The following is a 24,307-nucleotide window of genomic DNA, read 5'->3' as shown; positions in this document are numbered from 1 at the left end:
CCGAGGTGGCAGTCGAGGCTGTCACGCCGAGGTGGTGGTGACCTCGACATCGACGCCGGCGGTGCGCAGCGCATCCAGCTCGGAGCCGTCGCTGCCGGAGTCCGTGATCAGCTGGTCGATCTCCTCCGTAGGGACCGTGAGCACCGAGGAGCGCACGCCGACCTTCGTGTGGTCGACGAGCGCGGTGACCTTTCCAGCTCCGGCGGCCATGGCTCGGTCGGTGTCGGCCACGGGAAATGCGGGAGTGGAGAGACCGAAGTCCGCGGCCAGCCCGTTGCCCGAGAGGAATACGGTGTCCGCTCTCAGGCCGCTCAGCTGTGAGACCGTGCCGCCGCCGACGAAGGCTCGGATCGAGTGCCGCAGAATTCCCCCGACGACGATGACTTCGACGTCGGGGGAGGAGACCATCGCCTCGGCGACGAGGAGGGAGTTGGTGACGATGCGGATGCCCGAGCGATCGCTGAGCTCCTTGGCCAGCAGCTCGGTCGTGGTGCCGGGACCCAGGGCGACGACGTCGCCGTTGCGCACATGCTTGGCTGCGGCCCGCGCAATCGCGGTCTTCTCAGCCAGTGCCTGCTCGAGCTTCTCTGCATACGTCGATTCGCGGGCGCTTGAGAAGGCGACCGCGCCTCCGTGGGTGCGGGTCAGGCGTCCTTCATCGGCGAGCTGATCGAGATCGCGACGGACCGTCACCGCTGAGGTGCTCAGCAGATCCGAAAGGGCGGCGATGGAGACCGCGCCGTCTCGTTCGATCGTCTCGATGATCACGTTTCGTCTTTGGGCGGCGATCATGGGATTGTCCTCAGCCTCTGATGAGAGCTTCGCTCAAGGTTCGGGCCGCTTCGATGATGGACTTCGCGTGCAGACGTCCCGGTTGACGTGTCAGGCGGTCCACGGGGCCGGAGATCGACACGGCGGCCACGACGCGATTGCTGGGTCCGCGCACCGGGGCCGAGACGGAGGCGACGCCTCGCTCACGTTCGGCTATCGACTGCGCCCAGCCTCGGCGACGGACACCGGAGAGCATGGTGGCGGAGAAGCGGGCACCGCGCAGGCCGGTGTGCAGGCGGTCGGGTTCCTCCCACGCCAGGAGGACTTGGGCGGCGGAACCCGCGCGCATGCTCAGGGTGGCGCCGATCGGCACCGAATCGCGCAGGCCGACGGGGCGTTCGGCGGCGGCCACGCACAGGCGCAGGTCGCCCTGGCGGCGGAAGAGCTGGGCGGACTCGCCGGTCTGGTCGCGCAGCTGGCCGAGCACCGGTCCGGCCGCGGCGAGCAGGCGGTCCTCGCCGGCGGCCGAGGAAAGTTCGGCCAGACGTGGGCCGAGGACGAAGCGACCCTGCAGATCACGTCCGACGATGCGATGGAATTCGAGCGCAACGGCCAGACGGTGGGCAGTGGGTCGGGCGAGTCCGGTCAGTGAGACCAGTTCGGCCAGTGATGCGGGTCCAGCCTCAAGGGCGGAGAGAACCATTGCGGCCTTGTCGATGACTCCGACGCCGCTACCATTGCTTGTCATAGACACTATTGTGCGCGTCTCAGTGGGCGAGATGCAAGTTCGAAATGCGATACGGGCGAGTAGGTTTCCTGTACGAACTCGTTGAGCGCACATCGCGCACTCGCCGAGTGGTCAAATCGAATGTCACCCACGCCCGAACGCGGGCCGTCACAGCAGTAAGCACGTACAGGCAATCCCTGTACCAGCGGGAGGAATCATGCCACGCACTTTGGCCGAGAAGGTCTGGGCCGATCACGTCGTATCCCTGGGCGAAGACGGTGCGCCCGACCTCATCTACATCGACCTCCACCTTGTCCACGAGGTCACCAGCCCGCAGGCATTCGACGGTCTCCGACTCGCCGGGCGCCCCGTGCGCCGCCCCGACCTGACCATCGCCACGGAGGATCACAACACTCCGACCTGGGACATCGACAAGCCCATCGCCGAGCCCACCTCCGCCACGCAGATCGAGACTCTGCGGCAGAATACGCAGGAATTCGGGATCCGTCTGCACAGCCTCGGCGATGCCGACCAGGGAATCGTCCACGTCGTGGGCCCACAGCTGGGCCTGACCCAGCCGGGCACCACCGTCGTCTGCGGTGACTCGCACACCTCAACTCATGGCGCCTTCGGTGCGCTGGCACTGGGCATCGGCACCTCAGAGGTCGAACATGTGCTCGCCACCCAAACGCTGAGCCTCAAGGCATTCAAGACGATGTCGATCACCGTCGACGGCGAACTGCCCGAAGGCTCGAGCGCCAAGGACATCATCCTCGCCATCATCGCGAAGATCGGAACCGGCGGCGGGCAGGGCTACGTGCTCGAATACCGCGGTTCGGCGATTCGCGCGCTGTCGATGGAAGCACGGATGACCATCTGCAACATGTCGATCGAGGCCGGAGCCCGTGCCGGCATGGTCGCCCCGGACGAGACCACCTTCGACTACGTCAAGGGCCGTCCGCACGCACCCGAGGGCGAAGACTGGGACGCCGCGGTCGAGTACTGGAAGACCCTGTACACCGACGAGGGCGCCACCTTCGACCATGAGGTCGTCCTCGAGGCCAAGGACATCGAGCCGTTCGTGACCTGGGGAACCAACCCGGGTCAGGGACTGCCGCTGTCGGCCTCCGTGCCCTCACCCGATGATTTCGCCGACGAGAACGACAAGGCATCGGCCGCCAACGCTCTGGCCTACATGGGTCTGACGCCGGGCACCCCGCTGCGTGAGATCGAAGTCGACACCGTGTTCCTGGGTTCGTGCACGAACTCACGCATCGAAGACCTGCGAGCCGCCGCCGAGGTGGTCCGCGGCCGGAAGAAGGCCGAGAACGTCCGCTTCATGGTCGTTCCCGGATCGGCGAAGGTCCGCCTGCAGGCCGAGGACGAGGGCCTCGACGTGATCTTCAAGGACTTCGGAGGTGAGTGGCGCTTCGCCGGCTGCTCGATGTGCCTGGGCATGAACCCGGACCAGCTGGCCGACGGTGAACGCTGTGCCTCGACCTCGAACCGCAACTTCGAGGGTCGTCAGGGCAAGGGCGGGCGCACCCACCTCGTGTCCCCGCTCGTGGCCGCGGCCACCGCCGTGCGTGGGACGCTGTCCTCACCCGGTGACGTCAAGGATCTCCCACGCGACGCCGAACCGGTGGCGTGGACGGACGATAAACCCACCTTGACACTGACACCCACCCCCACCTCGGCGAACGCTTAAGGAGTCCAACTGATGGAAGCTTTCAGCACACACACCGGCATCGGCGTCCCGCTGCGTCGCGCCAACATCGACACCGACCAGATCATCCCGGCGAAGTTCCTCAAGCGGGTCACCCGCACCGGGTTCGAAGACGCGCTGTTCTACCGGTGGCGGACGAACGAGGACTTCGTCCTCAACGACCCCGACTTCTCGGCCGGCTCCGTCCTCGTGGCCGGACCCGACTTCGGCACCGGCTCATCGCGTGAACACGCCGTGTGGGCACTGAAGGACTACGGTTTCCGCGTCGTCCTCTCCTCGCGCTTCGGCGACATCTTCCGCGGCAACTCCGGCAAAGAGGGCCTCCTGGCGGCTCAGCTGGAACAGGACGACATCGAATTGATCTGGAAGATCCTCGAGAACCATCCGGGCACCCCGATCACCGTGGACCTGAACGCGAAGACCGTGACCTGCGATTCGGTCACGGTGACGTTCCAGATCGATGACTACACGCGCTGGCGCCTCCTCGAGGGCCATGACGACATCAGTCTGACCCTGGCCAAGGAATCCGAGATCTCCGATTTCGAGTCCAAGCGAGCGACGTTCAAGCCGACGACTCTGCCCGCGAAGGTCTGAGCCTTTCTCAGCGAAGGCTCGAATCGTCGAACTCGACGGTCTGAGAGCCGTGCCACAGGGGACCCACGCCGCGTCTGCGTTAGTCTTGGACGAGTCCGGACTAGTCTGGGCCACGTCCGGATCCTACCGGGTGCAAGTGTGACGCAGGGAGGAACATGCTCGAAGTTCGCGGCGGTAATCCGTTAGGTGGAACCGTCCAGGTCAGAGGTGCCAAGAACTTGGTCCCCAAGGCCATGGTCGCCTCATTGTTGGGAGAGACGCCCTCCGTGCTGCGCGGGGTGCCGCAGATCAGGGACGTTGAGATCGTCACCGGTCTGCTCGAACTCCACGGGGTCCGGGTCACGCCCGGGGCCGATGGACAGCTGTCCGACGGTGAACTTCACCTGGACCCCTCCGATATGGCACAGGGATCGATCGTCGACATCGACGCACACGCCGGTTCCTCACGGATCCCGATCCTCTTCTGCGGACCCCTCCTGCACAGCCTGGGCCAAGCGTTCATTCCGGACCTGGGCGGCTGCCACATCGGCGATCGTCCCATCAACTTCCACCTCGATGTGCTGCGAAAGTTCGGTGCCGAGGTCGACAAGACCTCCGGCGGCATCATGCTCACCACCCGGGGACGACTTCAGGGCACGAAGGTCGAACTGCCCTTCCCCTCTGTGGGTGCCACAGAGCAGGTTCTGCTGACCGCGGTCCGCGCCGAAGGTGTGACCGAGCTGCGCAATGCGGCCATCGAACCCGAGATCATGGATCTCATCGCCCTGCTGCAGAAGATGGGTGCCATCATCACCGTCGACACCGACCGTGTGGTGCGCATCGAAGGTGTGGAGACCCTGCGCGGCTTCATCCACCGCGCGCTGCCGGACCGCAATGAGACCGCATCGTGGGCCTCTGCCGCGTTGGCCACCGGCGGAGACATCTTCGTCGAAGGTGCCTCCCAGCCCGAGCTCATCACCTTCCTCAACGTCTTCCGCCGCATCGGCGGCGAATTCGAGGTCGAGGAGACCGGGATCCGCTTCCGCCACCCCGGCGGCAAGCTCACGTCCTTCGCGCTGGAGACCGACGTACACCCGGGCTTCATGACCGATTGGCAGCAGCCGCTCGTCGTTGCCATGACCCAGGCCGAGGGCCTGTCGATCATCCACGAGACCGTGTACGAGAACCGCTTCGGCTTCACCCACGCACTCGGTGAGATGGGCGCCCAGATTCAGCTCTACCGCGAATGCCTCGGCGGCACACCCTGCCGATTCGGGCGTCGCAACTACCAGCATTCGGCCGTGGTCTCCGGGCCTACCGAACTCACCGGAACACGCATCGACGTGCCCGACCTGCGCGGTGGCTTCAGCCACCTCATCGCAGCCCTGGCAGCACGCGGCACCAGCCAGGTCCACGGCATCGAGCTCATCAACCGCGGATACGAGAACTTCCTCGATAAGCTTCTCGGTCTCGGGGCCGAGGTAGCCGCATGAGTGCGGTGACCGAGCCGGACTCGAATGACCACGACCTCGTCTCCTTCGATCCCGCCTCAGTGCGTGCGCAGAACCGGGCTGGCACCATCGCCGCCACCGCTGCCTTCGGGCTCATGCGCACGGCCACGAAGATGACGGTGACGGGGGCCGAGCATCTGCCGCCGCCGGGCAGGGGCGCCATCATCGCCGCCTACCATGCGAACCACCTTGACCCGATCCTCGTGGGCCTGGCCCTCAAACGTCACGGTCGGATGCCGCACTTCCTGGCGAAGTCGTCTCTGTTCTCCGGCGTTCTCGGAACCATCCTCAAGACGATCGGCCAGATCCCCGTGCTGCGATCCTCGGGACAGGCCGGGGACTCGCTCGAATACGCGAAAGATGCTTTGGCCAATGGCCAAACCGTGGTCATCTACCCCGAAGGGACCTTGACCAAGGACCCGGACTTCTGGCCCCAGCACTTCAAGTCCGGCACTGCCCGGCTCGCCCTTGAAACAGGGGCACCGATCATTCCCGTCGCCCACTGGGGGCTCAACGGAATCTATCCGCGCGGATCTCGGCTGCCGAGGTTCAAACCTCTGAGCCACAGCTGCGTCGTCAGATTCGGGCCTTCCCTCGACTACGAGGATCTGTGGCCGCACCGCGAGGACAAGAGGGCCAAGACGGTGCTCACCCACCGTCTGACCAACACCATTGCAGCGATGGTCGGCGAGCTTTCGAGCCGTGAGCTGCCGGCGAGATTCCACAACAAGGAGGTCGGCGAATGAGCGTCGAGAAGACCGCAGTGCTGGGCGCCGGTTCATGGGGGACTACCTATGCCGCCGTCGTCGCCGATGCCGGATTCCCCGTCACCCTCTGGGCTCGCCGGTCCGAGGTCGCCGAGGAGATCACCTCCTCACACACCAACGAACGGTACCTGGGCGACCGGGTTCTGCCCGAGCTGCTGAGCGCGACCGCCGATGACATCGCCGCCGTGACAGACGCCGAGGTCATCATCCTCGCCGTTCCCGCGCAGACCCTGCGGGAGAACCTGAGCCGGTGGAAGCCGCACCTGCGCCCAGGAGTGAAGCTCGTGAGCCTGATGAAGGGCATCGAGGTCGACACGGGCAAACGCATGTCCGAGGTCATCGCCGAGGTCGCCGGGGTGGACTCCACCCAGATCGCGGTCGTCTCCGGCCCGAACCTGGCCCGTGAGATCGCCGATCGTCAGCCCACAGCCACCGTCGTGGCCTCGGAGAGCATCGAGACCGCCGAGGTGGTCGCTGAGATCAGCGCGAACGGCTATTTCCGGCCCTATACCAACACCGACGTCGTCGGCGTCGAGATGGGTGGTGCCGTCAAGAACGTCATCGCTCTGGCAGTCGGCATCGCCGACGGTCAGAAGCTCGGTGACAACTCGAAGGCCTCGATCATCACCCGCGGCCTGGCCGAGACCTCTCGTCTGGCCGCTGCCATGGGCGCCCAGCAGCACACCCTCTCGGGGCTGGCCGGACTCGGTGACCTCGTCGCCACCTGCGCGTCGCCACTGTCGCGGAACAGGACATTCGGGCGCCACCTCGGCGAGGGCATGAGCCTGGATGATGTCATCGCCCACACCTCGCAGACCGCTGAGGGAGTGAAATCGGCGCCCGCCATCCTCGCCCTGGGACGCAGGTACTCAGTAGACCTGCCGATCACCGAAGCCGTGTGTGCAGTCCTCGGAGGACAGCTGAGGGTTGACGAACTCGCCGGTTTGCTGTTGTCTCGGAAGCGTAAGCATGAGGGACCACCCGCCTAAGGACCTCAAGGGTTTGGTCCGCTTGAGGATCCGAGCCACTCTCAGCATCGTCCACTGCATCATTTCGCACGACAAGGAGCAGACATGAGCGTCAACTCACCGTTCTACAACCTTTCCGAAGTTCCGACCTTCACTCTCACCAGCACGGACATCGAGAACGGGGGCGAACTGAGCGGACCGCAGCTCTCGGGCGCGATGGGCGTCGACGGCGGCCAGGACGTCTCTCCGCAGCTGTCCTGGTCGGGATTCCCCGAAGAGACCAAGGCCTTCGCCGTGACATGCTACGACCCGGACGCACCCACCGGCTCCGGTTTCTGGCACTGGGTCGTGACCGACCTCGACGCGTCGACAACCAGCCTGCCCGCCAACGCCGGCGATCCCTCGGCGGACCTTCTGCCTGCCGGAACAGTGACCCTGCGCAACGATGCGGGCGAACCTCGCTTCGTCGGTGCCGCCCCACCACAGGGCCACGGACCGCACCGTTACTTCTTCATCGTCACAGCACTGGCGGAGCCGCTTGGCCTCGACGAATCCGCCTCACCGGCATTCGCCGGGTTCAACATGTTCTTCAAAGGCATCGCCCGTGCATCCCTGGAATGCACGTTCGAGCTCAAGTGAGCTAGAGTTTTCCAGTCCGTACAAACGGTCACGCGCGCTAACGACCAAGGATTTCTATGCCTGAATCTGATCACCGGCCACTCGTCGCAGTCCTCTTCGGCGGACGATCGAGCGAACACGCCGTCAGCTGCGTCACTGCTGCCGGGGTCATCCAGGCCATCGACACCGACGCCTACCGTGTTCTGCCGATCGGCATCACGAAGGCCGGTGTGTGGCGCATCGTCGAAGACTGGTCGACGATGGCCTTCGACCCGGCTGACATGCCCGAGGTCGTTGACAACGGAACCGAGGTCATCCCGCCGATCTCCGCGCAGGGCTCACCTCTGCTGCAGCGCGACGCCGAGGGGCAGTACACCGAACTCGGATCCGTCGATGTCTACTTCCCTCTCCTGCACGGCCGGTACGGTGAGGACGGGACCTTGCAGGGCCTGTTCGAACTCAGCGACACGGCCTACGTCGGCTCCGGGGTCTTCGCTTCGGCGGCGAGCATGGACAAGCACTACACGAAGTCCCTCATGGCCCACGCAGGAATTCCGACGTGTCCCTGGGAGCTCGTGACCGAAACCATGTGGGAATCAGAGCAGGCCGCCGCCGAGGCTCGAATCACCGAACTCGGTCTGCCCGTATTCGTCAAACCGGCACGGGCAGGATCGTCCATGGGAGTCAGCCGCGTGGAGTCCGCCGAGGGGCTGGATCAGGCGCTGCGCTCTGCCTTCGAGCATGACTCCAAGGTCATCGTCGAACCACAGGTCGTCGGCCGTGAGATCGAGTGCGCGGTGCTCGGCTCGGTTCATGACCGTGAGGTCCGCGTCTCGTTCCCCGGAGAGATCGAGGTCTCAGGCGAGCACTCGTTCTATGACTTCGAGGCCAAATACCTCAACCTCGCCGATGCGCAGCTGACCTGCCCGGCACGCGTCGATGAGAAGACGACGGCCCGGATCCAGGAACTCTCGGCGCAGGTCTTCCGGCTCTTCGACTGCACAGGACTCTCACGAGTCGATACCTTCGTCACAGACGCCGGTGACGTCCTCATCAACGAGATCAACACGCTCCCGGGGTTCACACCCACCTCGGCGTACCCGTTCATGTGGTCGAACTCGGGCATCGAGTACCCGGCGCTCATCTCAGAGCTCATCACCATCGCCCTGGTCGACCACGCCCGCACCCACTGAGTCCCGAGTCGCGCATGCGCTGACACGCGCCGGATTTGGGCCACGCTCTATCTGAGCCAAGCTGGATCTGAGTCACGCTCTATCTGAGTCACGCACGATATGAAGGCGTCTGCAGCTCCTGAGCACACCTGTAACCCTGAGCACACCTGGCAGGCAGGCGGCCTATGCCATTGGTCATCGAGCGGACTACTTAGCGTCGAGGGGCCACGCTATAAACTCGCCCCTCGTCGATAAGTGGTCCCGCCGGTGCTGATGGCAGACGGCGTTCCCGAGCTTTGGCGCGATCTCAGGTGCGTCGAGACGGTAGCGGGGTCGTTTCAGTGTCGGGGCGGCATGGGCACCGAGGTGGTTTCGGACTGACCGCAGTGTGCCGCTGTCCTTTTGAGCCTCCGACTGTCAGCCGAATTCAGCGATTACTGCCCTGATCTTCGCGAACTCTCTCGCCCGGAAGAGATCTGCCCAAACGAGGTTGAAGACGCGGTATCCGGCGTTGAGCAGCTTCATATGTCGTTTATGGTTCTCAGAGCTGGCGCGATCTGGACCCGCGTTATTGAGATAGTACTTTCCCACTCCATGGAACTCGACGATCAGAGGATGCTTGTCATGCCGGAAGTCATTGCGGGCGATCCACGCTCCGGCAGCGTCGTAGGTATTCACCTGCGGAATCATCCCGATGATGTTGAAACGAAAGAACTTCACTGCGCATAGCGCCTCACCCGAGGATTCGTGAGCCGGACTGGCCAAGTCGAAGGCTTGGGCTGCCCGCCTGCAGCCTCGTGTGCCCGATCGGATGCTGCTGTGCAGTGATTCGTGGGACGCGAGACCTCGACGCAGTGCCTCAGAGATGAAAGGCACGGAGACTTCAAGCGGATAGTCAGTGGCAAGGTCGACAAGGGTTCTGCCGACGGTTGTCACAGGCAAATCGCCGACATGTGTGAGTTCTTCGGAATTCAGCGAACGGTCACGGGTTCGCAGAGTCTTCTTCGCTCGGTGAAATCCGGGCCGAACCACCTCCGCTGAATCGGTTGCCGGAAATGGCGGGTCCAGACCGTGTATGAGTGCTGCGGACACGTGAGAGAAGACCGCTCCTGGCGGGAGTTCGTCGGCATAGGAGCGGATCAGCACCCTGAGCCACTCCGAGTTGTCTCGGATGTCTCCATATCGTCGCGGGTATTCTGTGGCAGTGGTGTTGTGTAGTAGGTGGAGCGGCATATGGTCCGTCGTGTTGCAAAGCGAGTTCAAAACGAAGTGCCCGCGACGTATCCTGCGCAGGCAACAGTTCAGTGCATCGCGAATGTCTGCCTCGGTGAATCCGAGGTCATGGAGTGCCTTGGATCTGAACACCGAGACCATTGTGCCATTATGATCCTCAAGTGACATCAAATGCAACAAAAGCCATTAAAAAACAGCAAAGAGCATGTAACTATTACATTAGTCATTGCGCGCCGTTGACAGGCGCTTCGGTCACTTCTGTCGAGAGGACTACTTTTCACCCAGCGGCTACCGTATAACGTCTCCCGCCGATGCTAAGTGGGCCGCTTGACGACAACTCATCATGGCTGAGAGTCGGTGATGCTGGTGACTCAGCTGTCGAGGTCTTGGGCTCCCACACACTTGGCTTCAGGCTTCACAGCAGTCAGCGCCGGTGAGATCGCTGCGAGTACATTGTTGCCCGATTCCGTCTTGCGGTTGACGAGGACCTCGACTGCCGGCGTGCGACCGTAGCTGGTGAACACCCAGGTGTCGTCCTCCTCGGAGGCTTTCGAGATCCAGTCGACGCTGCTCACGCTCACGCACTGATCGGTGGTCGGTCCGGGTGGGGTGACCCCGCAGCGGACCACTGCGATGTTGGGATCTCCCCACGCCTTCGTGCCCTGGGAGGATGTCGTGCGTGACTTCTCGCCGGCGATCTCATCGGGCATACGCAGCATGATGTCGGCGCAGTCGGGATTCTGTGCGTCCTGCGCAGGCTCGACGACGACCGTGCGCTCACACCCTGCCAGGCTGACACCGGCCACCACAGCGGCGATGGCGGCCAGGGCGATGGTGCGCGCCTTCCGAGGCGAAGGTCGAGGCGACGGGCGGAGGCGACGAGATCTCATACAACTACCGTATCTCCCGATAACCTTGAGCCATGACCCGACTGTCCGAACTTGGCGAATCACACGTGCTCGAACGCATTCTCTCTCACAATCGCAGCGGTTCGCAGGTGATCATCGGACCCGGAGACGATGCCGCGGTGACCGCGGTCGACGGCAACCTGGTGTCGACAGCCGACATGCTCGTGGAGAACGAGGACTTCACCCGTGCCTGGCTCGACTGGGGCAGACTCGGGATCAAAGCCGCAGCACAGAACCTCTCCGATGTGTGCGTCATGGGCGCCAGACCTCATGGGCTGCTGGTGTCACTGGCCGTGCCGAACTCGACGGAGATAGAGGACCTCGAAGCGCTCTTTGCCGGCATTGTCGCCGAGGCGGGGCGTGCCGGTGAGGAACTGGGCTGCGAGATTCCGATCATCGGCGGAGACCTCTCATCCTCGGGCCTCATCGTCATCGCGATCACTGCTTTGGGCACCGTCGCCGATCGTGCAGCGATCACCCGCTCGGGTGCGCGGCCGTGCGACTCGATCTACCTGGCAGGGACCATCGGACGCGCCGCAGCCGGATTGGATCTCCTCTTCGCCGGTGTCGACGGGGACGCCGGTGTCGACTGGGATGCCGGTGTCGACGGGAATCCTGAACTTGATGAGAGCCTGACGTCACTCATCACCACCCAATTGGCTCCGCAGCCGGACTATGCGGCCGTCCTGCAGATGGGGGCAGCCTCGGCGATGATTGATGTCTCCGATGGGCTGAGCACGGACTTGGGACGGATCGCGTCGGCCTCGGGAGTCCACGCTCGCATCGACCGCGCCTCACTCCAAGAGCTCATCGATGAGCTGCTGCCCGCAGCACGGCACCTGCTGGGGGCCATCGAGGGTGCTGAGTCGGTCGAAGAGACCGCACAGGCTGCCGCAGGGGCCGAGGAGTTGGCGTTGGCCTGGGTGCTCAACGGGGGAGAGGACCATGGCTTCGTCGCGTCGTCGGCGCAGTTCGACACACCTCCGGTAGGCTGGCGGAGAATCGGAGAGATGAGAGTCGGCAGCGGGGTCAGTCTCGACGGCGCACCGGTGCCGACGAGCGGCTTCAGCCATTTCGGGAAGTGACATGAGCGGACCCAATCAAGCCATCGGCCTCAACGGGCGTCTGGCCGCCAGGTGGGCTCGGCGGGCCGTTGATCGTCTGCGCAAGGAACGCGTCGAAATCGACGAACTCAACGTCTTCCCAGTACCCGACGGCGACACCGGCACGAACATGTACCACACCCTGCGCGCCGCCTATCTGGCCGTCGAAGAACTCACCGGACCCGTCACGCTGCCCCAGGTCGTCGCGGCTCTCGCAGAGGGGGCAGGACGCGGTGCTCGCGGAAACTCCGGACTCATCCTCGCAGTCGCACTCCAAGGAGTCGCCGATGCGCTCGACGGCGTGACCGTAGCGACGCCCGAAGCCATGGCCGCAGCCCTCGAACTCGCCTCGGCCAGGGCCCGGCAGTCCGTGGCCCGGCCCGTCGACGGCACCATGCTCACGGTCCTCGACGCCATGGCTACGGAGGCAGCAGAGAAGGCCGAGAATGGGGCGAACCTTATCGACCTCATCTCCGCGGTGCGCCTCCGCTCCCGCTCGGCCCTGCGCGAGACCACCGGGCAGCTGCCAGTGCTCCGGGAAGCCGAGGTCGTCGATGCCGGTTCGACGGGGATCGTGGAGCTCTTCGATCTCCTCTACGCCACGGTCACCGGCCGGACACCGCAGGATTCGATGCTCGGCGAAGTCACCAGGTCACCGCGCATCGTCCATCAGGCCAGTGCCGATGAACTTGAGATCGTTGCCATCCTGGCCACGTATCCGGCATCCACGGAGTCCGAAAAGACGAGGAACACCCTCGCCGAGGCGCTCGATGACCTCGGCGGGACATCGATCGTCATCAACGGGCCCAAGGTTCACGTCCACGTCGCCGACGAGGCCACCGCCGTGACCATTCTCGACCACCTCGCCGGCTACGGCATCGCCCGTCTGGACATGGAAGATCTCCGTCTGCACGAGGAAGAGGGCGAAACCCACCTGGTGGCCATCGTCTCGGGCACCGGGCTCCTCATGCACTGCGCGCTCAACGGGGCAAGTGCCCTGACGCCGGATTCCGGTGACGTGCGGGCCATGACCAGGGACATCATCGCCGAGGAGGAACGTGCGGTCATCGTGGTCCCCAGCTCGACGACCGTCCTGAAAGCACTGGGGCAGGACTCCGGTGGGCAGGTGATCCGCTCCCGCAATGTCGCCACTCTGCTCTCGGCGCTCGCGGTCCATGATCCCTTCGCCCCGTCCGCAGAGATCTTCGCCGATATGACCGAGGCTGCCGCCGGTACCCGGGTGGGCACCATCGTCTCGGCCGAACAGCTTGCCCTCAATCCGCCTACAGGTGCTCTGCCGGTCATCGACGATGTTCCGGGAGCGAGTTCGGATCCTGGATCAATGCTCGACTCCAGCACGGTGGGCATGCGCAGGATTCCGCTCTCCCATCCCTCGCAGTTCTACCGGGTCTTCATCGACGGGAAGGTCAAGACTCAGAGTACCGAACTCACGACACTGGTCGAGAAGCTCGCCGATCGTCTCCTGGGCGCCGGGGGAGAGCTCCTCACCGTCGTCCACGGTCCCGGGTGTGCACCCGATGTCCTCTCGCACCTGCGGGACTGGATCCGCAAATCACACTCTCAGGTGAGGTTCCAGGACATCGACTCGAGGGACCGGGCGACGCTCCTCATCATGGGAGTCGAATGAGCGCCCGCCTCGAGGACTACTTCACCGCACGAGACCGCGGCGTACTCAAGAAGCGAGGAATCACCTCGGTGGCGGATCTCTTCCGCTTCTTCCCGCGCAGATTCCTCGTGCCCGGAGAGAAGACGCCCCTGGGCGGGCTCCCGTTGGGGGAGACCGCGATCCTCCAGGCCGAGGTCATCTCCGTGGACACCCGGCGCATGCAGAAGCGCCGCGGAACCATCACCGATGTGATCGTCCACGACGGACAGCAGTCGATGAAGATCGCCTTCTTCAACCAGCGCTGGCTGGACAGCCAGCTGGTGCCCGGACTCACCGTCGTCTTCGCCGGGAAGGTCGAGGAATACCGCGGGCAGCTGACCCTGAACTCGCCCACCTGGCTCAATCGGGACGAACACGATGAGAAGTGGACCCCGGAGGACCTCAACTCACCGTTCCCCGTCTACTCACGCGTCAAGGGCATCGCGCAGACACGACTGTGGAAGGCCATCAAGGTTCTCCTCGATGTCGCTGACCCTGCCGAGTTCGAGGACCCCCTGCCGACCGCCATGCGAGAGAACCTCGACCTGCCCGACCTGCGCACCGCATTCAACGACATGCATCGGCCCAGGTCAGCAGCGGCCACGGAGAAGGCCAAACAGCGTTGGAAATGGGAAGAGGCGCTCGCCCTGCAGGCGGAGTTCGTCTCCCGCAAGGCCGATTACGAAAAGCTCGAGGCCACCCCTCTGCTCAACGTCGGAGCCAGAAGCGAGAGGTTCGACAACAGTCTTCCCTTCTACCTCACCGCCTCACAGCTGCGGGTCGGAGAGGAGATCGAGGCAGACATCGGCCGGAGAACGGCGATGCATCGCCTGCTCCACGGCGACGTCGGCTCCGGTAAGACCGTCGTGGCGCTGCGGGCAATGCTCACTGCCGTCGATTCGGGAGCTCAGGCCGCGATGCTCGCGCCCACAGAAGTGCTCGCCACTCAGCATTTCCGCTCCATTGAGAACCTCCTCGGCGATCAGATGGCGCTCAGTCCTCTGCTCTCGAGTGATGATCAGGTGCGGGTGGCGCTGCTGACGGGGTCGATGCCGGCCAGGGAACGAAAACAGCTGGCACTCGACCTCGCCACCGGTCAGATCGACATCGTCGTCGGCACGCATGCGCTCATGTCGGATACGACGATGTTCGACAAACTGGGCCTCATCGTCGTTGACGAGCAGCATCGGTTCGGCGTCGAACAACGTGAGGCACTGCGGGCGAAGGCCGGACTCAAGGTCCCGCACACCCTCGTGATGTCCGCGACGCCGATCCCGCGGACCGTGGCGATGACGGTCTTCGCCGACCTCGATGTTTCCACTCTCGACGAGATGCCCGCCGGAACCAAGGACATCACCACCCACGCTGTATCACTGGGGGACCATCCGAATTGGCTGGGCCGGGTCCTCCAACTCATCGACGAGGCGACCGAGGACGGGCGCGGCACATTCGTGGTCTTCCCGCGGATCGACCCCTCCGACATCGAAGATCCCGAAACGGGCGAGGTGGTCGGCAGCAGAGAGGGAATCGAGGACCTGCGGGACAAGCTTCAGAACTCCGATGAGCTAGGGTCTCGTTCGATCGAGCTTCTCCATGGGCGGATGTCACCGGTGGAGAAGGACAGGACGATGGCTGCCTTCGTCTCCGGCGAGACCGACATCCTGGTCTCTACGACTGTCGTCGAGGTGGGAGTCGACGTGCCGCGGGCGACCATGATGGTCGTCTTCGAAGCGGAGCGATTCGGTGTCGCTCAGCTCCATCAGCTGCGCGGCCGTGTCGGACGAGACGGCAGCGCAGCCATGTGCTTCCTGCTCACCCAGGCGTCCGAATCCGATGAGAGCTTCGAGCGTCTGAGTGAGGTCGCTGGCACCCTCGACGGCTTCGCCCTGGCCGAGTACGATCTTGGCACCCGGGGAGAAGGCGATGTGCTCGGAGCCTCGCAGTGGGGAGGGTCGTCGCTGAAGCACCTGTCCATTCTGCGCGACGCGCCGATCGTCGAAGAGGCGAGAACCATTGCGGAGAAGATCATCTCCGTCGACCCCGATCTGAGTTCACTGCCGGCCCTGCGTACCTTCATCAATAGAGTCCTGCCCGCCGAATCGGCTCACTTCATCGAGGCGAGCTGATGTCGGACCACCCCACTGAGGAGGAAGCGCAATGAGAATCATCGCTGGTGCGTTCAAAGGATCCAAGCTCGTCGCACCGGGCGGATCCAATACCCGCCCGACCTCAGACCGGGTCAAGGAATCCCTGTTCTCCATGCTCGACGGCTACGGGGTCCTCCAAGCCGCAAACGTCCTCGACCTCTTCGCCGGCTCCGGCGGACTGGGATTCGAAGCCATGTCCAGGGGTGCGGCCGAAGTCGATTTCGTCGATTCGGCCAGCGCTTCGGCTCGAGCAGTCGAGTCGAATGCCCAGAAGCTCGGAATCGATCACTCGACTCGGATCCATTCCTCGGATGTCGTCTCCTTCCTCAGCTCCCAGCGTGGTCCGGGACAGCATGCGTCGGTGCAGCGGCGCCCCGAAGGACACACAGGGGGAGCGGAGCCCGAAGTCCACGCAGGGGGAGCGGAGCACGGAGGGCGAGCATCGCTCTGCAGCGGCCCTGATGAGGTTCAGGACGGCCAGGTGTTGGAGGCCCGCAGCGATCGTGATGACGATGGGGGTCGCATCTTCGACCTGGTGTTCATGGATCCGCCCTACCCGTTGGGGGAGGACGCCGTGACCCAGATCCTGGGTCGACTCGCTGGGCTCCTCGACATGGAATCCATCGTTGTGGTCGAGCGGGCATCACGAGCGCCCGAACCGACGATGCCGGCCGCCCTGGAGGTCTTCCGTTCGAAGACCTTCGGTGAGACCGCACTGTACTTCGTCCAGCTCAAGGCCGAATCTGAAGAGGCAGCGGATGTCTCCAGCGCAGCGGGTGCAGCGGCAGCAGACGAGTCGGCGTGAGCTCTCACCGTCCCTGGTACCGCACACCCTGGGTGTTCGCAGCCTGCGGGGTGGGTCTGCTGCTCCTCTGGTTGGCACTCAGGTGGCTGACGAGTCAGTCGGAGACTGATGCCGGTGCAGGCAGGAGCGACGCGGGCACGAACGCAGCGGACCCGGTGAGGCGCTCCGATGTGTTCTGGGCCGGGCCTTCGGACATCCTGTTCTGGGTGGCCATGGTACTCATCGCCATTGCAGTCGTCGTGAGGATCTGGCGGCTCGTGCGCCGCATCCGCAGCTGAGGCCCACCGGAATCGCACACCGGTGGGCCTCTGCTGATCGATCGTGAGACTACTGCACGCTGGAGAGGAACGTACGCGTCCGCTCATGCTGCGGATTGTTGAAGATCTGATCCGGCGGACCTTCTTCGAGGACCTGGCCGCCGTCGAACATCATCACCCGGTGTGAGACCTCGCGGGCGAACTGCATCTCGTGGGTGACCAGGAGCATCGTGATGTCGGTCGTCTCTGCGATATCGCGGAGGACTCCGAGGACATCTCCCACAAGCTCCGGGTCGAGAGCCGAGGTCACCTCGTCGAGGAGGAGGATCTCCGGACTCATCGCCAGTGCCCGTGCGATGGCCACACGCTGCTGCTGACCGCCCGAAAGGCGAGTGGGATGCTCATCGGCCTTGTCTGCGAGTCCGACCTTGTCCAACAGCGACTTCGCTTCTGCCACGGCATCGGCCTTGGACCTGCCCAGCACGTGGATGGGCGCCTCGATGATGTTCTCGAGCACCGTCATATTGGGGAAGAGGTTGAACTGCTGGAAGACCATTCCGATCCGCGTCGTCATGGCGCGGGTCGTCTTCGACGGCAGCTCGACTCGCTTGCCGTTCTTCTCCGTATGCGTCAGCGGTTCGCCGTCGACGAAGATGTAGCCGCCGGTCAGCTCCTCCAAGGTCATGACAAGGCGGAGGATCGTCGTCTTTCCCGAACCGCTGGGTCCGATCAGAGTCACACGCTCCCCGGGCGCGACAGTGAAGTTGAGGTCCTTGAGGACGGTGGTCTTGCCGAAGGACTTCTCCACTTCTTTGAACTCGATCGCCGGTGTGGCCGAGCTTGCGGGGTCTGCCGTCGGCGTTGTTGAGGTGCTCTCAGTAGGTGGCAAGGCGCTTGTCCAATCGTTGGATGAGCAGGGACGTCGGGTAGCTGGCGGCGAGGAAGATGATCCCGGCTAAGGTGAAGGCTTCCGTGTAGGCGAACGTGGAACCGCCGAAGTCCTTCGCGGAGCTGACGAGTTCGACCACCGAGATCGCGAACAGGTAGGGGGTGTCCTTGAACATGGCCACGGCGTAGTTGCCCAATGACGGGATCGTGGCGCGCAGCGCCTGCGGGAGGACGACGGCGGTGAACGTGCGCACCGGTGGCAGGGACAAAGCTGTGGCAGCCTCGCGCTGACCCGGAGGCACCGAATCGATGCCCGCACGGTAGCTTTCTGACATGTATGTCGAATAATGGATGCCGATGACGATGCAGCCGATGACGAGCGCCGGAATGCTCTTCAGTCCAGGGAGGTCCGAGAACGCAAAGTAGACGAACATCAGCTGCACGATCAGCGGCGTATTGCGGACGAAGGCGACGAGCAGTCTGACCAGCCAATTGATCCAGCGGGGCAGTGAGCGTATAGCCACGGCAATGAGGAGGCCCAGAATCGCGGCGATGATGGTGCCGACGACTGTGGCGATGAGTGTGTTGACGAATCCGCGGAGGAGGATCGGCAGCGCTTCGGCGGCGAATTCCCAGTTCCAGATCACAGGCCACCTCCTTGACCGGCAGGACCTGGCTTGGAGGCCCCGTCGTTGGCAGCAGCATGAGATTTGAGATGATCGCGCTTCGATTCCACACGAGCATCTCGACGGGCTTCACGTCGATCGGACCGGGAGTTCGGGCGTCTGCGTCCCAGCCGTTTGGTGGCTTGGCGTTCGAGAAGGTTCATGCCCTCCTGGATCAGCCACGCGATGACGAAGTAGATGAGGAGGCCGACGGTGAACGCAAAGTAGGTGTCGCCGGTTGACTGGCGCAGCTGTTGGATCTTGTCCGTAAGGTCGCTGAGCGTGATGAAGAAGACCACTGCCGTGCCCTTGAGGAGCTGGATGAGCAGGGTAGCCAGGGACGGGATCATCAGGGCCCACGCCTGAGGGAAGATGACGCGGATCATGCGCCGTGTCGGTGAGAGACTGAGCGCGATGGCTGCCTCCCACTGGCCGGGGTTGACCGTTTTGATCGACGATCGGACCACCTCGGCGGAGTAGGCACCGTAGTTGAGCGATAGGGCACCGATACCGCACATCAGGGGATCGAGTTCGACTCCGAGGAGCGGAAAGACGTAGAAGAGCCAGAAGATCTGGACCAGCAGCGAAGTGCCGCGGAAGAATTCGACGATGATCCTGGCAGGGATGCGCATCCACGCGTGAGGGGAGGTCATCGCGAGTCCGAGGATGAGGGCGATGATGATGGTGCCGATCGAGCCGGCGATGGTGAGGATGAGCGTCGTCTGAATTCCCTCCCACAGCTGTGGGAGGAAATTCAGCAACGTTGTGACATTGTCAGTCATGATCGGCAGCGACTAGGGGCCGGTTCAGGACTTGGCAGTGGGCAGTTCGCCCTTGCACAGCTGATCGGTCGTGATCTCACCGTCAGGGCGCTCTTCCTTCGTGAAGCCGAAGTCACCGACGACATCGAGGTACTTCTTCTCGTCGCCGACGATCTCGTCGAGCTTCTCATTCCACTTGTCGCGGAGTTCGGTGTCATCGGTGCGGAAGACTGTGGCACCGGCACCGATCTGTGGGACTCCCTTGATCTCCTGGACGAAGGAATCGCCGACCTCGACGCCCGCGTCCTTATTGTTCTTGGCCATCCAGTTGAGTGAGATGGCGGTCAGCGCGAAGACATCGGCACGGCCCGTGGTCACGGCGTCCATGCCGTCCTGCGGAGTGCCGACCTTCTGCGATTCGATGCCGAGGTCCTTGGCGTAGTCTGACTCCACTGCGCCAGTCATGGTCGCGAGCTTGAGACCCTTCTTCTTCACATCATCGATGGTCTTCATACCGTCCTGCTTGCCCTTCTTGGTCATCAGGGCGGTGGTGTACATGAACTCCGGGTTGCCGAAGGCGGCCTGCTCACAGCGATCGGGGAGGATGGACATGCCCGCTGAGATCGCACCGAAGCGGTCGGCGTTCAGCCCGGGAATCAGCGAACCGAATTCGGTGTTGACGCCCTCGACGTCGTCGACGCCGAGTTCCTTGAAGACAGCCTTCGCCATAGCCACGGAGGCTCCCTGGAGCTCGCCGTCCTTTTCGAAGCTGTACGGAGCCTCACCGGCGAAGCCGACGGTGATCTTTCCATCGTCGACGGCCTTCTGGAGAGCGCTCTTATCGGAATCGCTTCCACCGCATGCTCCCAGTGTGAGCGTCAGGGCGATGATCGAGGTCGCGGCGGCAAGCCCCTTGATGGCTTTCATAGCTGTCCCTTTCATTGAACGTCGACACATCTTCGTGACATGCGTCTCAAGAACACTATTCAATACTTTTGTTGTCCGGATGTCACACTGTCAGACAACGTTATATGATCGTGATATGCCTCAACCCCCAACCTCGGAGCTTCCTGTCCTGCGCAAGGTCATCAGATCCTCGACGATCGACCTCATCGCCGACCAGATTCGGAACGCCATCTACAGCGGCTCACTGGCACCGGGGCAGTCCATCAACGAGGTGCGCACGGCGGAACTCCTCGTCGTCTCCAGGCCCTCACTGCGGGAGGCTCTGCAGCGACTCGTCAGCGAAGGGGTGATGACACACGCGCCCGGCCGAGGCGTCTGGGTCAAGCGGATGACGACCGACGACATCGATGACGTCTATGCCGTCCGAGAGGCCATCGAGGCGCAGGCGGTGAAGATCGTCATCCGCTCGGGCAAGCCGATTGCCCGCATCCACCAGGCGCTGGCCAAACTCGAGCTCGCGATCGAGGAGAACACCGCCCGCACCATCGGCGACGCCGACCTCGACTTCCATCACTCGATCGTCGCCTGCTCCGGGTCGGTCAGGCTCAGCGGCCTGATGAAAGTTTCGATGGTCCACACTCGGTTGCTCTCACTCTCCGACCCGCGCGGATATGAGGTCAGGTGCGACCTCATCGAGACACACAGAGAACTGAACGAGGCGATCGCAGCCGGGAACGAAGCACGGTCCCTGGCAGTCGTGGGCAGGGTCATGGCCGGAGCCGCTGCTCGACTGCACAACCCCCTGACGGAACCCGGGGCTGTCATCGTCAGAGCCGACGATCAGGACGAGCTCGTCGACGACCAGTGGTCGCAGCTGAGAGATAAGATGAGGTCATGAAGGTTGTCTGCCCCGGTTCCTATGACCCGATCACCATGGGTCATCTCGATGTCATTGCCCGCAGCGCCCGACTCTTCGACGAGGTGGTCGTTGCCGTCGTGCACAATCCCAAGAAATCCGGACGATTCGATCCCGAGGTCCGCGCCGATCTCATCCGCGCCTCGCTGGCCGACGATGAGCGGACCCGAGAGACGAAGAACGTCACCATCGAGACCGTCGCCGGGGGCCTCCTCGTCGACTACTGTGCCTCCATCGGAGCGCCTGCAGTGGTCAAGGGGCTGCGCTCGGGCACGGATTTCGCCTACGAGCTGCCGATGGCACTGATGAATAAGCATCTGAGCGAGTTGGAGACCATCTTCGTCCCCGGCAGCCCCGAGTACGAACACGTCTCGTCCTCGCTCATCAAGGAAGTTCACTCCGGCGGCGGGAACATCGAAGGTCTCGTTCCGGGCGCAGTGCTGTCGGCGCTGAACGCCAGCCGCTGACGCATGCCGATTCCCTCTTCCTCCTCTCGGGCGTGGTTCCTCGGCCTCATCTTCCACACCGTGGTCGCTCATGCCACCTACAACGGCGTGCGCGTTCTCATCTCCTACCGGACCCTGGAACTCGGCGGCAGCGGAGTCGTCCTCGGTCTCATGACCGCCTGCTATTCCCTCGTGCCGCTGCTCACGGCACTCCTCGTCGGCCGACTCGTCGACCGCGGATACGCCACCGCTGTGCTGTGGACGGGAACGATCCTGTCGATCGTGCCCGTCGGACTCGCAGCGATGGCCCCCAACCTCGGCGTGCTCCTCATCGCCACGATGTGCCTGGGCCTGGGACAGCTGCTGACGACCGTTGCATCGCAGGCGCTGATACCACAGAGCTTCCCCGCCTCGGCGCTGACCTCGAAGTTCGGCTACCTCACTCTCGGCGTCTCGATCGGGCAGACGATCGGTCTGCCCGTGGCAGGAGCCATCGCCGGTGCGACGGACGGTGCCCCGCAGATCGTCAGCGCCCTGTGGTTCATGACGGGGATCTCCGCGCTGACACTGGTTGCTGCGGTCATCGTCATGCTCCGCGGCCGGACCCCTCACGTCTCCCGCGCCGAGGCGGCCAAGGGTGCCCGTACGCCCTGGTCCCTGCTCTCGATCCGGGGGATGAAGCCCGCGATCCTCGCTTCGATGACCACCCTGGCCGCCGTCGACCTGATGACTGCTTACCTCCCGCTTATCGGCCAGCAGAACGGGCTGTCGGTGACGACTGTGACGTGGCTGCTCACCTTGCGCACACTGGCCTCGGTGGTCTCGCGGCTGATCATCGGGATGCTCACACGCAAGTGGCGCAGCCTCTCGCTCCTGTGGACGGCCTCGGCGGCGGCAGGCGTCTGCATCATCCTCATCCCGGTGTTCACTCAGCCGTGGATGCTGGCGATCCTGCTGATCCTGGCCGGATTCTGCTTCGGACTCACCCAGCCGCTGACGATGACCTGGGTCTCGACCCTGTCGGATCCGGCCAATCGGGCGGCAGTTCTGTCGATCCGCCTTGCCGGCAACCGACTCAGCCAGGTGGCGATCCCCTCGGCAGCCTCCCTGCTCACTGCCGTCGCCGGATCCGGAATCGTGTTCACGATCTCCGGGGCGCTGCTCCTGGCCGCCGGCGGGGTGACCTGGCGCAATCAGCACGAGAAATGGTGACCAGGAACACCTGCGCATACTTCGAGGCTCGATTGGTAATGACCGCCGATGATGACTAGAATGGTGAGTCGCGTGTGAACGCAGGAGTAGGCATCCTCAATCACGTAAAGGAGGAGTGAGCATGAAGAAGCAGTCTGAGTTCGTCTACGATCTCAGGTCGATGGGATTGCTCGGTCATCCTGGTGAATGGGAACGGGTGAACACCACCCTGTCTGCTCCAGCGGATCTCAAGATCGAAGTGATCGGGGTCGCAGAAGGTTCACCACTGACACTCGAGCTGATGTTCGAAAGCGTGTCGGAGGGAATCTACGTGTCGGGCACAGTCTCGGCCACGGCCCGCGGCGAAGATGTGAGGACTCTCGACGAAATCGAGTTGCCTATAGATGTCGACATCCAAGAGATGTATGTCTATGAGCAGGCCGATGGCGACGAGGATTCTTACCTCATCGACCGCGATCAGCTCGACCTCGAGCCCGCGATCAGAGACGCTGTTGTCATGGCTCTGCCCTTCAGTCCGTCAAAGGACCGGAGCGAAGAGTTCAGCTTCACCCTCGGTGAGGACCTTGAGATCGACGACAGCGAATCGGATTCGCCGTTCGCATCATTGAAGAGTTTGTTGGATGAGAAGAAAGAGAGCTAGACGTGGCTGTTCCAAAGCGTAAATTGTCGCGCAGCAACACCCGCCACCGTCGTTCGCAGTGGAAGGCACAGGCTCCCAGCCTGGTCAAGACTGTGGAGAACGGTCGCGTTGTGTACTCGCGCCCTCACCAGGCCAAAGTTGTCGAAGACGCAGCCGGCACCCCGCTGTTCCTTGAATACAAGGGACGCAAGGTCGCTGACGTCTGACCTGTGGAAACTGACACCACAGCAGAACTGCAGAAGAGTCTCGGGATCGATATTGATCCCGAGACTTTTCGTCTGGCCCTGACTCACCGCTCCTTCGCCTTCGAAGCCGGCGGCATACCCACGAACGAGCGCCTCGAATTCCTCGGCGACTCCGTCCTGGGCCTCGTGGCCACCGAGTCGCTGTACTATGACAACCCGGATCTGGCCGAAGGTTCACTGGCCAAGATGCGCTCCGCCGTGGTCAACACCAAAGCCTTGGCATCGATCGCGCGCAGACACAAGATCGGCCCCCACATTCTTCTGGGCAAGGGCGAAGAGCTGACAGGCGGCCGCGACAAGGACTCGATCCTTGCCGACACCGTCGAGGCCCTCATCGGCGCGACCTTCGTCGCCCGCGGACGTGAAGAGGCCTTCGCCTTCGTCCACCGCCTCATTGATTCGATGCTCTCCGATGCTGTGAATCTGGGTGCCGGAATGGACTATAAGACGACTCTGCAGGAAGCAGCGGCCGATCTTGATCTGGGTGCCGTGAGCTACGAGATCGTCTCCTCGGGGCCAGACCACGCCATGGTCTTCACCGCCACCGCCCTTCTGGGTGACAACGGCTGGGGCACCGGCGACGGCTCTTCGAAGAAGAACGCCGAAGCGGCAGCCGCGGAAGTCGCTGTCAAGGCCATCCGCACCATCTATCCGGATTACACGCGCTGAGGCATTC

Annotated in this window: 26 protein-coding genes; 18 read left to right on the top strand and 8 right to left on the bottom strand. The window is 63.5% G+C overall.

The window, feature by feature from the left end:
- Nucleotides 1-21: 21 nt before the first annotated feature.
- Nucleotides 22-792: a DeoR/GlpR family DNA-binding transcription regulator gene (locus tag HX613_RS13455; protein ID WP_235345787.1), complete on the bottom strand. Its 771-nt coding sequence runs from the start codon at nt 790-792 to the stop codon at nt 22-24.
- 10 nt (nt 793-802) lie between these two features.
- Nucleotides 803-1,519 (bottom strand): IclR family transcriptional regulator, encoded by a 717-nt coding sequence (locus tag HX613_RS13450; RefSeq protein ID WP_009882470.1) that lies wholly within the window; start codon nt 1,517-1,519, stop codon nt 803-805.
- Between the two features lie 196 nt (nt 1,520-1,715).
- Here HX613_RS13450 and leuC point away from each other — a divergent pair, with 196 nt between their 5' ends.
- The 7 genes from leuC to HX613_RS13415 all read left to right on the top strand — a co-directional run bounded on the left by leuC (nt 1,716) and on the right by HX613_RS13415 (nt 8,854).
- Entirely contained in the window at nt 1,716-3,206 is a 1,491-nt protein-coding gene (leuC, locus tag HX613_RS13445; protein ID WP_204232495.1) for a 3-isopropylmalate dehydratase large subunit, read from the top strand.
- A 12-nt stretch (nt 3,207-3,218) separates the two neighbouring features.
- Complete coding sequence (leuD, locus tag HX613_RS13440) at nt 3,219-3,818, top strand: 3-isopropylmalate dehydratase small subunit (RefSeq protein ID WP_235345786.1); 600 nt, start codon at nt 3,219-3,221, stop codon at nt 3,816-3,818.
- 155 nt (nt 3,819-3,973) lie between these two features.
- Nucleotides 3,974-5,290, top strand: coding sequence for a UDP-N-acetylglucosamine 1-carboxyvinyltransferase (gene murA, locus HX613_RS13435; protein ID WP_235345785.1), 1,317 nt, complete (start codon nt 3,974-3,976; stop codon nt 5,288-5,290).
- A complete protein-coding gene (locus HX613_RS13430) occupies nt 5,287-6,054 on the top strand; it encodes a lysophospholipid acyltransferase family protein (RefSeq protein WP_235345784.1) in 768 nt (255 codons plus the stop codon). The genes murA and HX613_RS13430 overlap by 4 nt, the downstream gene beginning before the upstream one ends.
- Entirely contained in the window at nt 6,051-7,064 is a 1,014-nt protein-coding gene (locus tag HX613_RS13425) for an NAD(P)H-dependent glycerol-3-phosphate dehydrogenase (protein WP_235345783.1), read from the top strand. Before HX613_RS13430 ends, HX613_RS13425 begins: the two co-directional genes overlap by 4 nt.
- A gap of 84 nt (nt 7,065-7,148) precedes the next feature.
- A complete protein-coding gene (locus HX613_RS13420; RefSeq protein ID WP_143922470.1) occupies nt 7,149-7,682 on the top strand; it encodes a YbhB/YbcL family Raf kinase inhibitor-like protein in 534 nt (177 codons plus the stop codon).
- Nucleotides 7,683-7,738: 56 nt separating this feature from the next.
- Nucleotides 7,739-8,854, top strand: a complete 1,116-nt coding sequence (locus tag HX613_RS13415) for a D-alanine--D-alanine ligase family protein (RefSeq protein ID WP_235345782.1) — start codon at nt 7,739-7,741, stop codon at nt 8,852-8,854.
- Nucleotides 8,855-9,250: 396 nt separating this feature from the next.
- Here the strand turns inward: HX613_RS13415 and HX613_RS13410 are convergent, their stop codons facing one another.
- Complete coding sequence (locus tag HX613_RS13410) at nt 9,251-9,925, bottom strand: hypothetical protein (protein WP_235345781.1); 675 nt, start codon at nt 9,923-9,925, stop codon at nt 9,251-9,253.
- Nucleotides 9,926-10,437: 512 nt separating this feature from the next.
- Nucleotides 10,438-10,956 carry a DUF3515 family protein gene (locus HX613_RS13405; RefSeq protein WP_235345780.1) on the bottom strand — a complete coding sequence of 173 codons (519 nt, stop codon included), beginning with the start codon at nt 10,954-10,956 and terminating at the stop codon, nt 10,438-10,440.
- A gap of 32 nt (nt 10,957-10,988) precedes the next feature.
- On the opposite strand from HX613_RS13405, the gene thiL reads away from it, so the two are divergent.
- Genes thiL through HX613_RS13380 form a run of 5 tightly spaced genes read left to right on the top strand, consistent with a single transcriptional unit; the run spans nt 10,989 to nt 16,973 of the window.
- Nucleotides 10,989-12,059 (top strand): thiamine-phosphate kinase, encoded by a 1,071-nt coding sequence (thiL, locus tag HX613_RS13400; RefSeq protein WP_235345779.1) that lies wholly within the window; start codon nt 10,989-10,991, stop codon nt 12,057-12,059.
- Nucleotide 12,060: 1 nt separating this feature from the next.
- Nucleotides 12,061-13,725: a DAK2 domain-containing protein gene (locus tag HX613_RS13395; RefSeq protein ID WP_235345778.1), complete on the top strand. Its 1,665-nt coding sequence runs from the start codon at nt 12,061-12,063 to the stop codon at nt 13,723-13,725.
- Nucleotides 13,722-15,869 (top strand): ATP-dependent DNA helicase RecG, encoded by a 2,148-nt coding sequence (locus HX613_RS13390; RefSeq protein WP_235345777.1) that lies wholly within the window; start codon nt 13,722-13,724, stop codon nt 15,867-15,869. The genes HX613_RS13395 and HX613_RS13390 overlap by 4 nt, the downstream gene beginning before the upstream one ends.
- A 31-nt stretch (nt 15,870-15,900) precedes the next feature.
- Nucleotides 15,901-16,695 carry an RsmD family RNA methyltransferase gene (locus HX613_RS13385; RefSeq protein WP_235345776.1) on the top strand — a complete coding sequence of 265 codons (795 nt, stop codon included), beginning with the start codon at nt 15,901-15,903 and terminating at the stop codon, nt 16,693-16,695.
- Entirely contained in the window at nt 16,692-16,973 is a 282-nt protein-coding gene (locus HX613_RS13380) for a hypothetical protein (protein WP_235345775.1), read from the top strand. The genes HX613_RS13385 and HX613_RS13380 overlap by 4 nt, the downstream gene beginning before the upstream one ends.
- A gap of 49 nt (nt 16,974-17,022) precedes the next feature.
- Here HX613_RS13380 and ehuA read toward each other — a convergent pair whose 3' ends face one another.
- From ehuA to ehuB, 4 genes are read right to left on the bottom strand one after another with little or no spacing between them, the layout of a single operon-like run.
- Nucleotides 17,023-17,841, bottom strand: a complete 819-nt coding sequence (gene ehuA, locus HX613_RS13375; protein WP_268826855.1) for an ectoine/hydroxyectoine ABC transporter ATP-binding protein EhuA — start codon at nt 17,839-17,841, stop codon at nt 17,023-17,025.
- Nucleotides 17,828-18,487 (bottom strand): ectoine/hydroxyectoine ABC transporter permease subunit EhuD, encoded by a 660-nt coding sequence (gene ehuD / locus HX613_RS13370; RefSeq protein ID WP_101571292.1) that lies wholly within the window; start codon nt 18,485-18,487, stop codon nt 17,828-17,830. Before ehuD ends, ehuA begins: the two co-directional genes overlap by 14 nt.
- The gene (ehuC, locus tag HX613_RS13365; RefSeq protein ID WP_235345774.1) at nt 18,484-19,287 is read right to left on the bottom strand and encodes an ectoine/hydroxyectoine ABC transporter permease subunit EhuC; all 804 of its coding nucleotides are present in this window, start codon (nt 19,285-19,287) and stop codon (nt 18,484-18,486) included. The genes ehuD and ehuC overlap by 4 nt, the downstream gene beginning before the upstream one ends.
- A gap of 24 nt (nt 19,288-19,311) precedes the next feature.
- On the bottom strand, nt 19,312-20,193 hold the full coding sequence (gene ehuB / locus HX613_RS13360) for an ectoine/hydroxyectoine ABC transporter substrate-binding protein EhuB (protein ID WP_235345773.1): 882 nt from the start codon (nt 20,191-20,193) through the stop codon (nt 19,312-19,314).
- A gap of 115 nt (nt 20,194-20,308) precedes the next feature.
- Here ehuB and HX613_RS13355 point away from each other — a divergent pair, with 115 nt between their 5' ends.
- From HX613_RS13355 to rnc, 6 genes are all read left to right on the top strand, one after another.
- The gene (locus HX613_RS13355) at nt 20,309-21,070 is read left to right on the top strand and encodes a GntR family transcriptional regulator (RefSeq protein WP_235345772.1); all 762 of its coding nucleotides are present in this window, start codon (nt 20,309-20,311) and stop codon (nt 21,068-21,070) included.
- Nucleotides 21,067-21,555 (top strand): pantetheine-phosphate adenylyltransferase, encoded by a 489-nt coding sequence (gene coaD / locus HX613_RS13350; RefSeq protein WP_235345771.1) that lies wholly within the window; start codon nt 21,067-21,069, stop codon nt 21,553-21,555. Before HX613_RS13355 ends, coaD begins: the two co-directional genes overlap by 4 nt.
- A 3-nt stretch (nt 21,556-21,558) precedes the next feature.
- Nucleotides 21,559-22,746: an MFS transporter gene (locus HX613_RS13345; protein ID WP_235345770.1), complete on the top strand. Its 1,188-nt coding sequence runs from the start codon at nt 21,559-21,561 to the stop codon at nt 22,744-22,746.
- Between the two features lie 121 nt (nt 22,747-22,867).
- Nucleotides 22,868-23,386 carry a YceD family protein gene (locus HX613_RS13340; RefSeq protein WP_235345769.1) on the top strand — a complete coding sequence of 173 codons (519 nt, stop codon included), beginning with the start codon at nt 22,868-22,870 and terminating at the stop codon, nt 23,384-23,386.
- Between the two features lie 2 nt (nt 23,387-23,388).
- Nucleotides 23,389-23,592, top strand: a complete 204-nt coding sequence (gene rpmF, locus HX613_RS13335; RefSeq protein WP_009885115.1) for a 50S ribosomal protein L32 — start codon at nt 23,389-23,391, stop codon at nt 23,590-23,592.
- A 3-nt stretch (nt 23,593-23,595) separates the two neighbouring features.
- Nucleotides 23,596-24,300: a ribonuclease III gene (gene rnc, locus HX613_RS13330; protein WP_235345768.1), complete on the top strand. Its 705-nt coding sequence runs from the start codon at nt 23,596-23,598 to the stop codon at nt 24,298-24,300.
- Nucleotides 24,301-24,307 lie beyond the last annotated feature (7 nt).

Origin of the sequence: Brevibacterium sp. UCMA 11754 (assembly GCF_021532275.1) — a bacterium.
Lineage (GTDB): Bacteria > Actinomycetota > Actinomycetes > Actinomycetales > Brevibacteriaceae > Brevibacterium.
Note: the sequence above shows the minus strand (reverse complement) of the source record. Positions and strands in the feature narration are given on the sequence as shown.

Coding starts and splice junctions, on each gene's coding strand:
- coaD (WP_235345771.1), top strand. CDS start 21,067: ATGAAGGTTGTCTGCCCCGGTTCCTATGACCCGATCACCATGGGTCAT.
- HX613_RS13390 (WP_235345777.1), top strand. CDS start 13,722: ATGAGCGCCCGCCTCGAGGACTACTTCACCGCACGAGACCGCGGCGTA.
- leuC (WP_204232495.1), top strand. CDS start 1,716: ATGCCACGCACTTTGGCCGAGAAGGTCTGGGCCGATCACGTCGTATCC.
- HX613_RS13385 (WP_235345776.1), top strand. CDS start 15,901: ATGAGAATCATCGCTGGTGCGTTCAAAGGATCCAAGCTCGTCGCACCG.
- ehuB (WP_235345773.1), bottom strand. CDS start 20,193: ATGAAAGCCATCAAGGGGCTTGCCGCCGCGACCTCGATCATCGCCCTG.
- HX613_RS13395 (WP_235345778.1), top strand. CDS start 12,061: ATGAGCGGACCCAATCAAGCCATCGGCCTCAACGGGCGTCTGGCCGCC.
- murA (WP_235345785.1), top strand. CDS start 3,974: ATGCTCGAAGTTCGCGGCGGTAATCCGTTAGGTGGAACCGTCCAGGTC.
- leuD (WP_235345786.1), top strand. CDS start 3,219: ATGGAAGCTTTCAGCACACACACCGGCATCGGCGTCCCGCTGCGTCGC.
- HX613_RS13405 (WP_235345780.1), bottom strand. CDS start 10,956: ATGAGATCTCGTCGCCTCCGCCCGTCGCCTCGACCTTCGCCTCGGAAG.
- HX613_RS13415 (WP_235345782.1), top strand. CDS start 7,739: ATGCCTGAATCTGATCACCGGCCACTCGTCGCAGTCCTCTTCGGCGGA.
- thiL (WP_235345779.1), top strand. CDS start 10,989: ATGACCCGACTGTCCGAACTTGGCGAATCACACGTGCTCGAACGCATT.
- HX613_RS13450 (WP_009882470.1), bottom strand. CDS start 1,519: ATGACAAGCAATGGTAGCGGCGTCGGAGTCATCGACAAGGCCGCAATG.
- HX613_RS13345 (WP_235345770.1), top strand. CDS start 21,559: ATGCCGATTCCCTCTTCCTCCTCTCGGGCGTGGTTCCTCGGCCTCATC.
- HX613_RS13425 (WP_235345783.1), top strand. CDS start 6,051: ATGAGCGTCGAGAAGACCGCAGTGCTGGGCGCCGGTTCATGGGGGACT.
- HX613_RS13355 (WP_235345772.1), top strand. CDS start 20,309: ATGCCTCAACCCCCAACCTCGGAGCTTCCTGTCCTGCGCAAGGTCATC.
- HX613_RS13420 (WP_143922470.1), top strand. CDS start 7,149: ATGAGCGTCAACTCACCGTTCTACAACCTTTCCGAAGTTCCGACCTTC.
- HX613_RS13340 (WP_235345769.1), top strand. CDS start 22,868: ATGAAGAAGCAGTCTGAGTTCGTCTACGATCTCAGGTCGATGGGATTG.
- ehuC (WP_235345774.1), bottom strand. CDS start 19,287: ATGACTGACAATGTCACAACGTTGCTGAATTTCCTCCCACAGCTGTGG.
- HX613_RS13455 (WP_235345787.1), bottom strand. CDS start 792: ATGATCGCCGCCCAAAGACGAAACGTGATCATCGAGACGATCGAACGA.
- HX613_RS13430 (WP_235345784.1), top strand. CDS start 5,287: ATGAGTGCGGTGACCGAGCCGGACTCGAATGACCACGACCTCGTCTCC.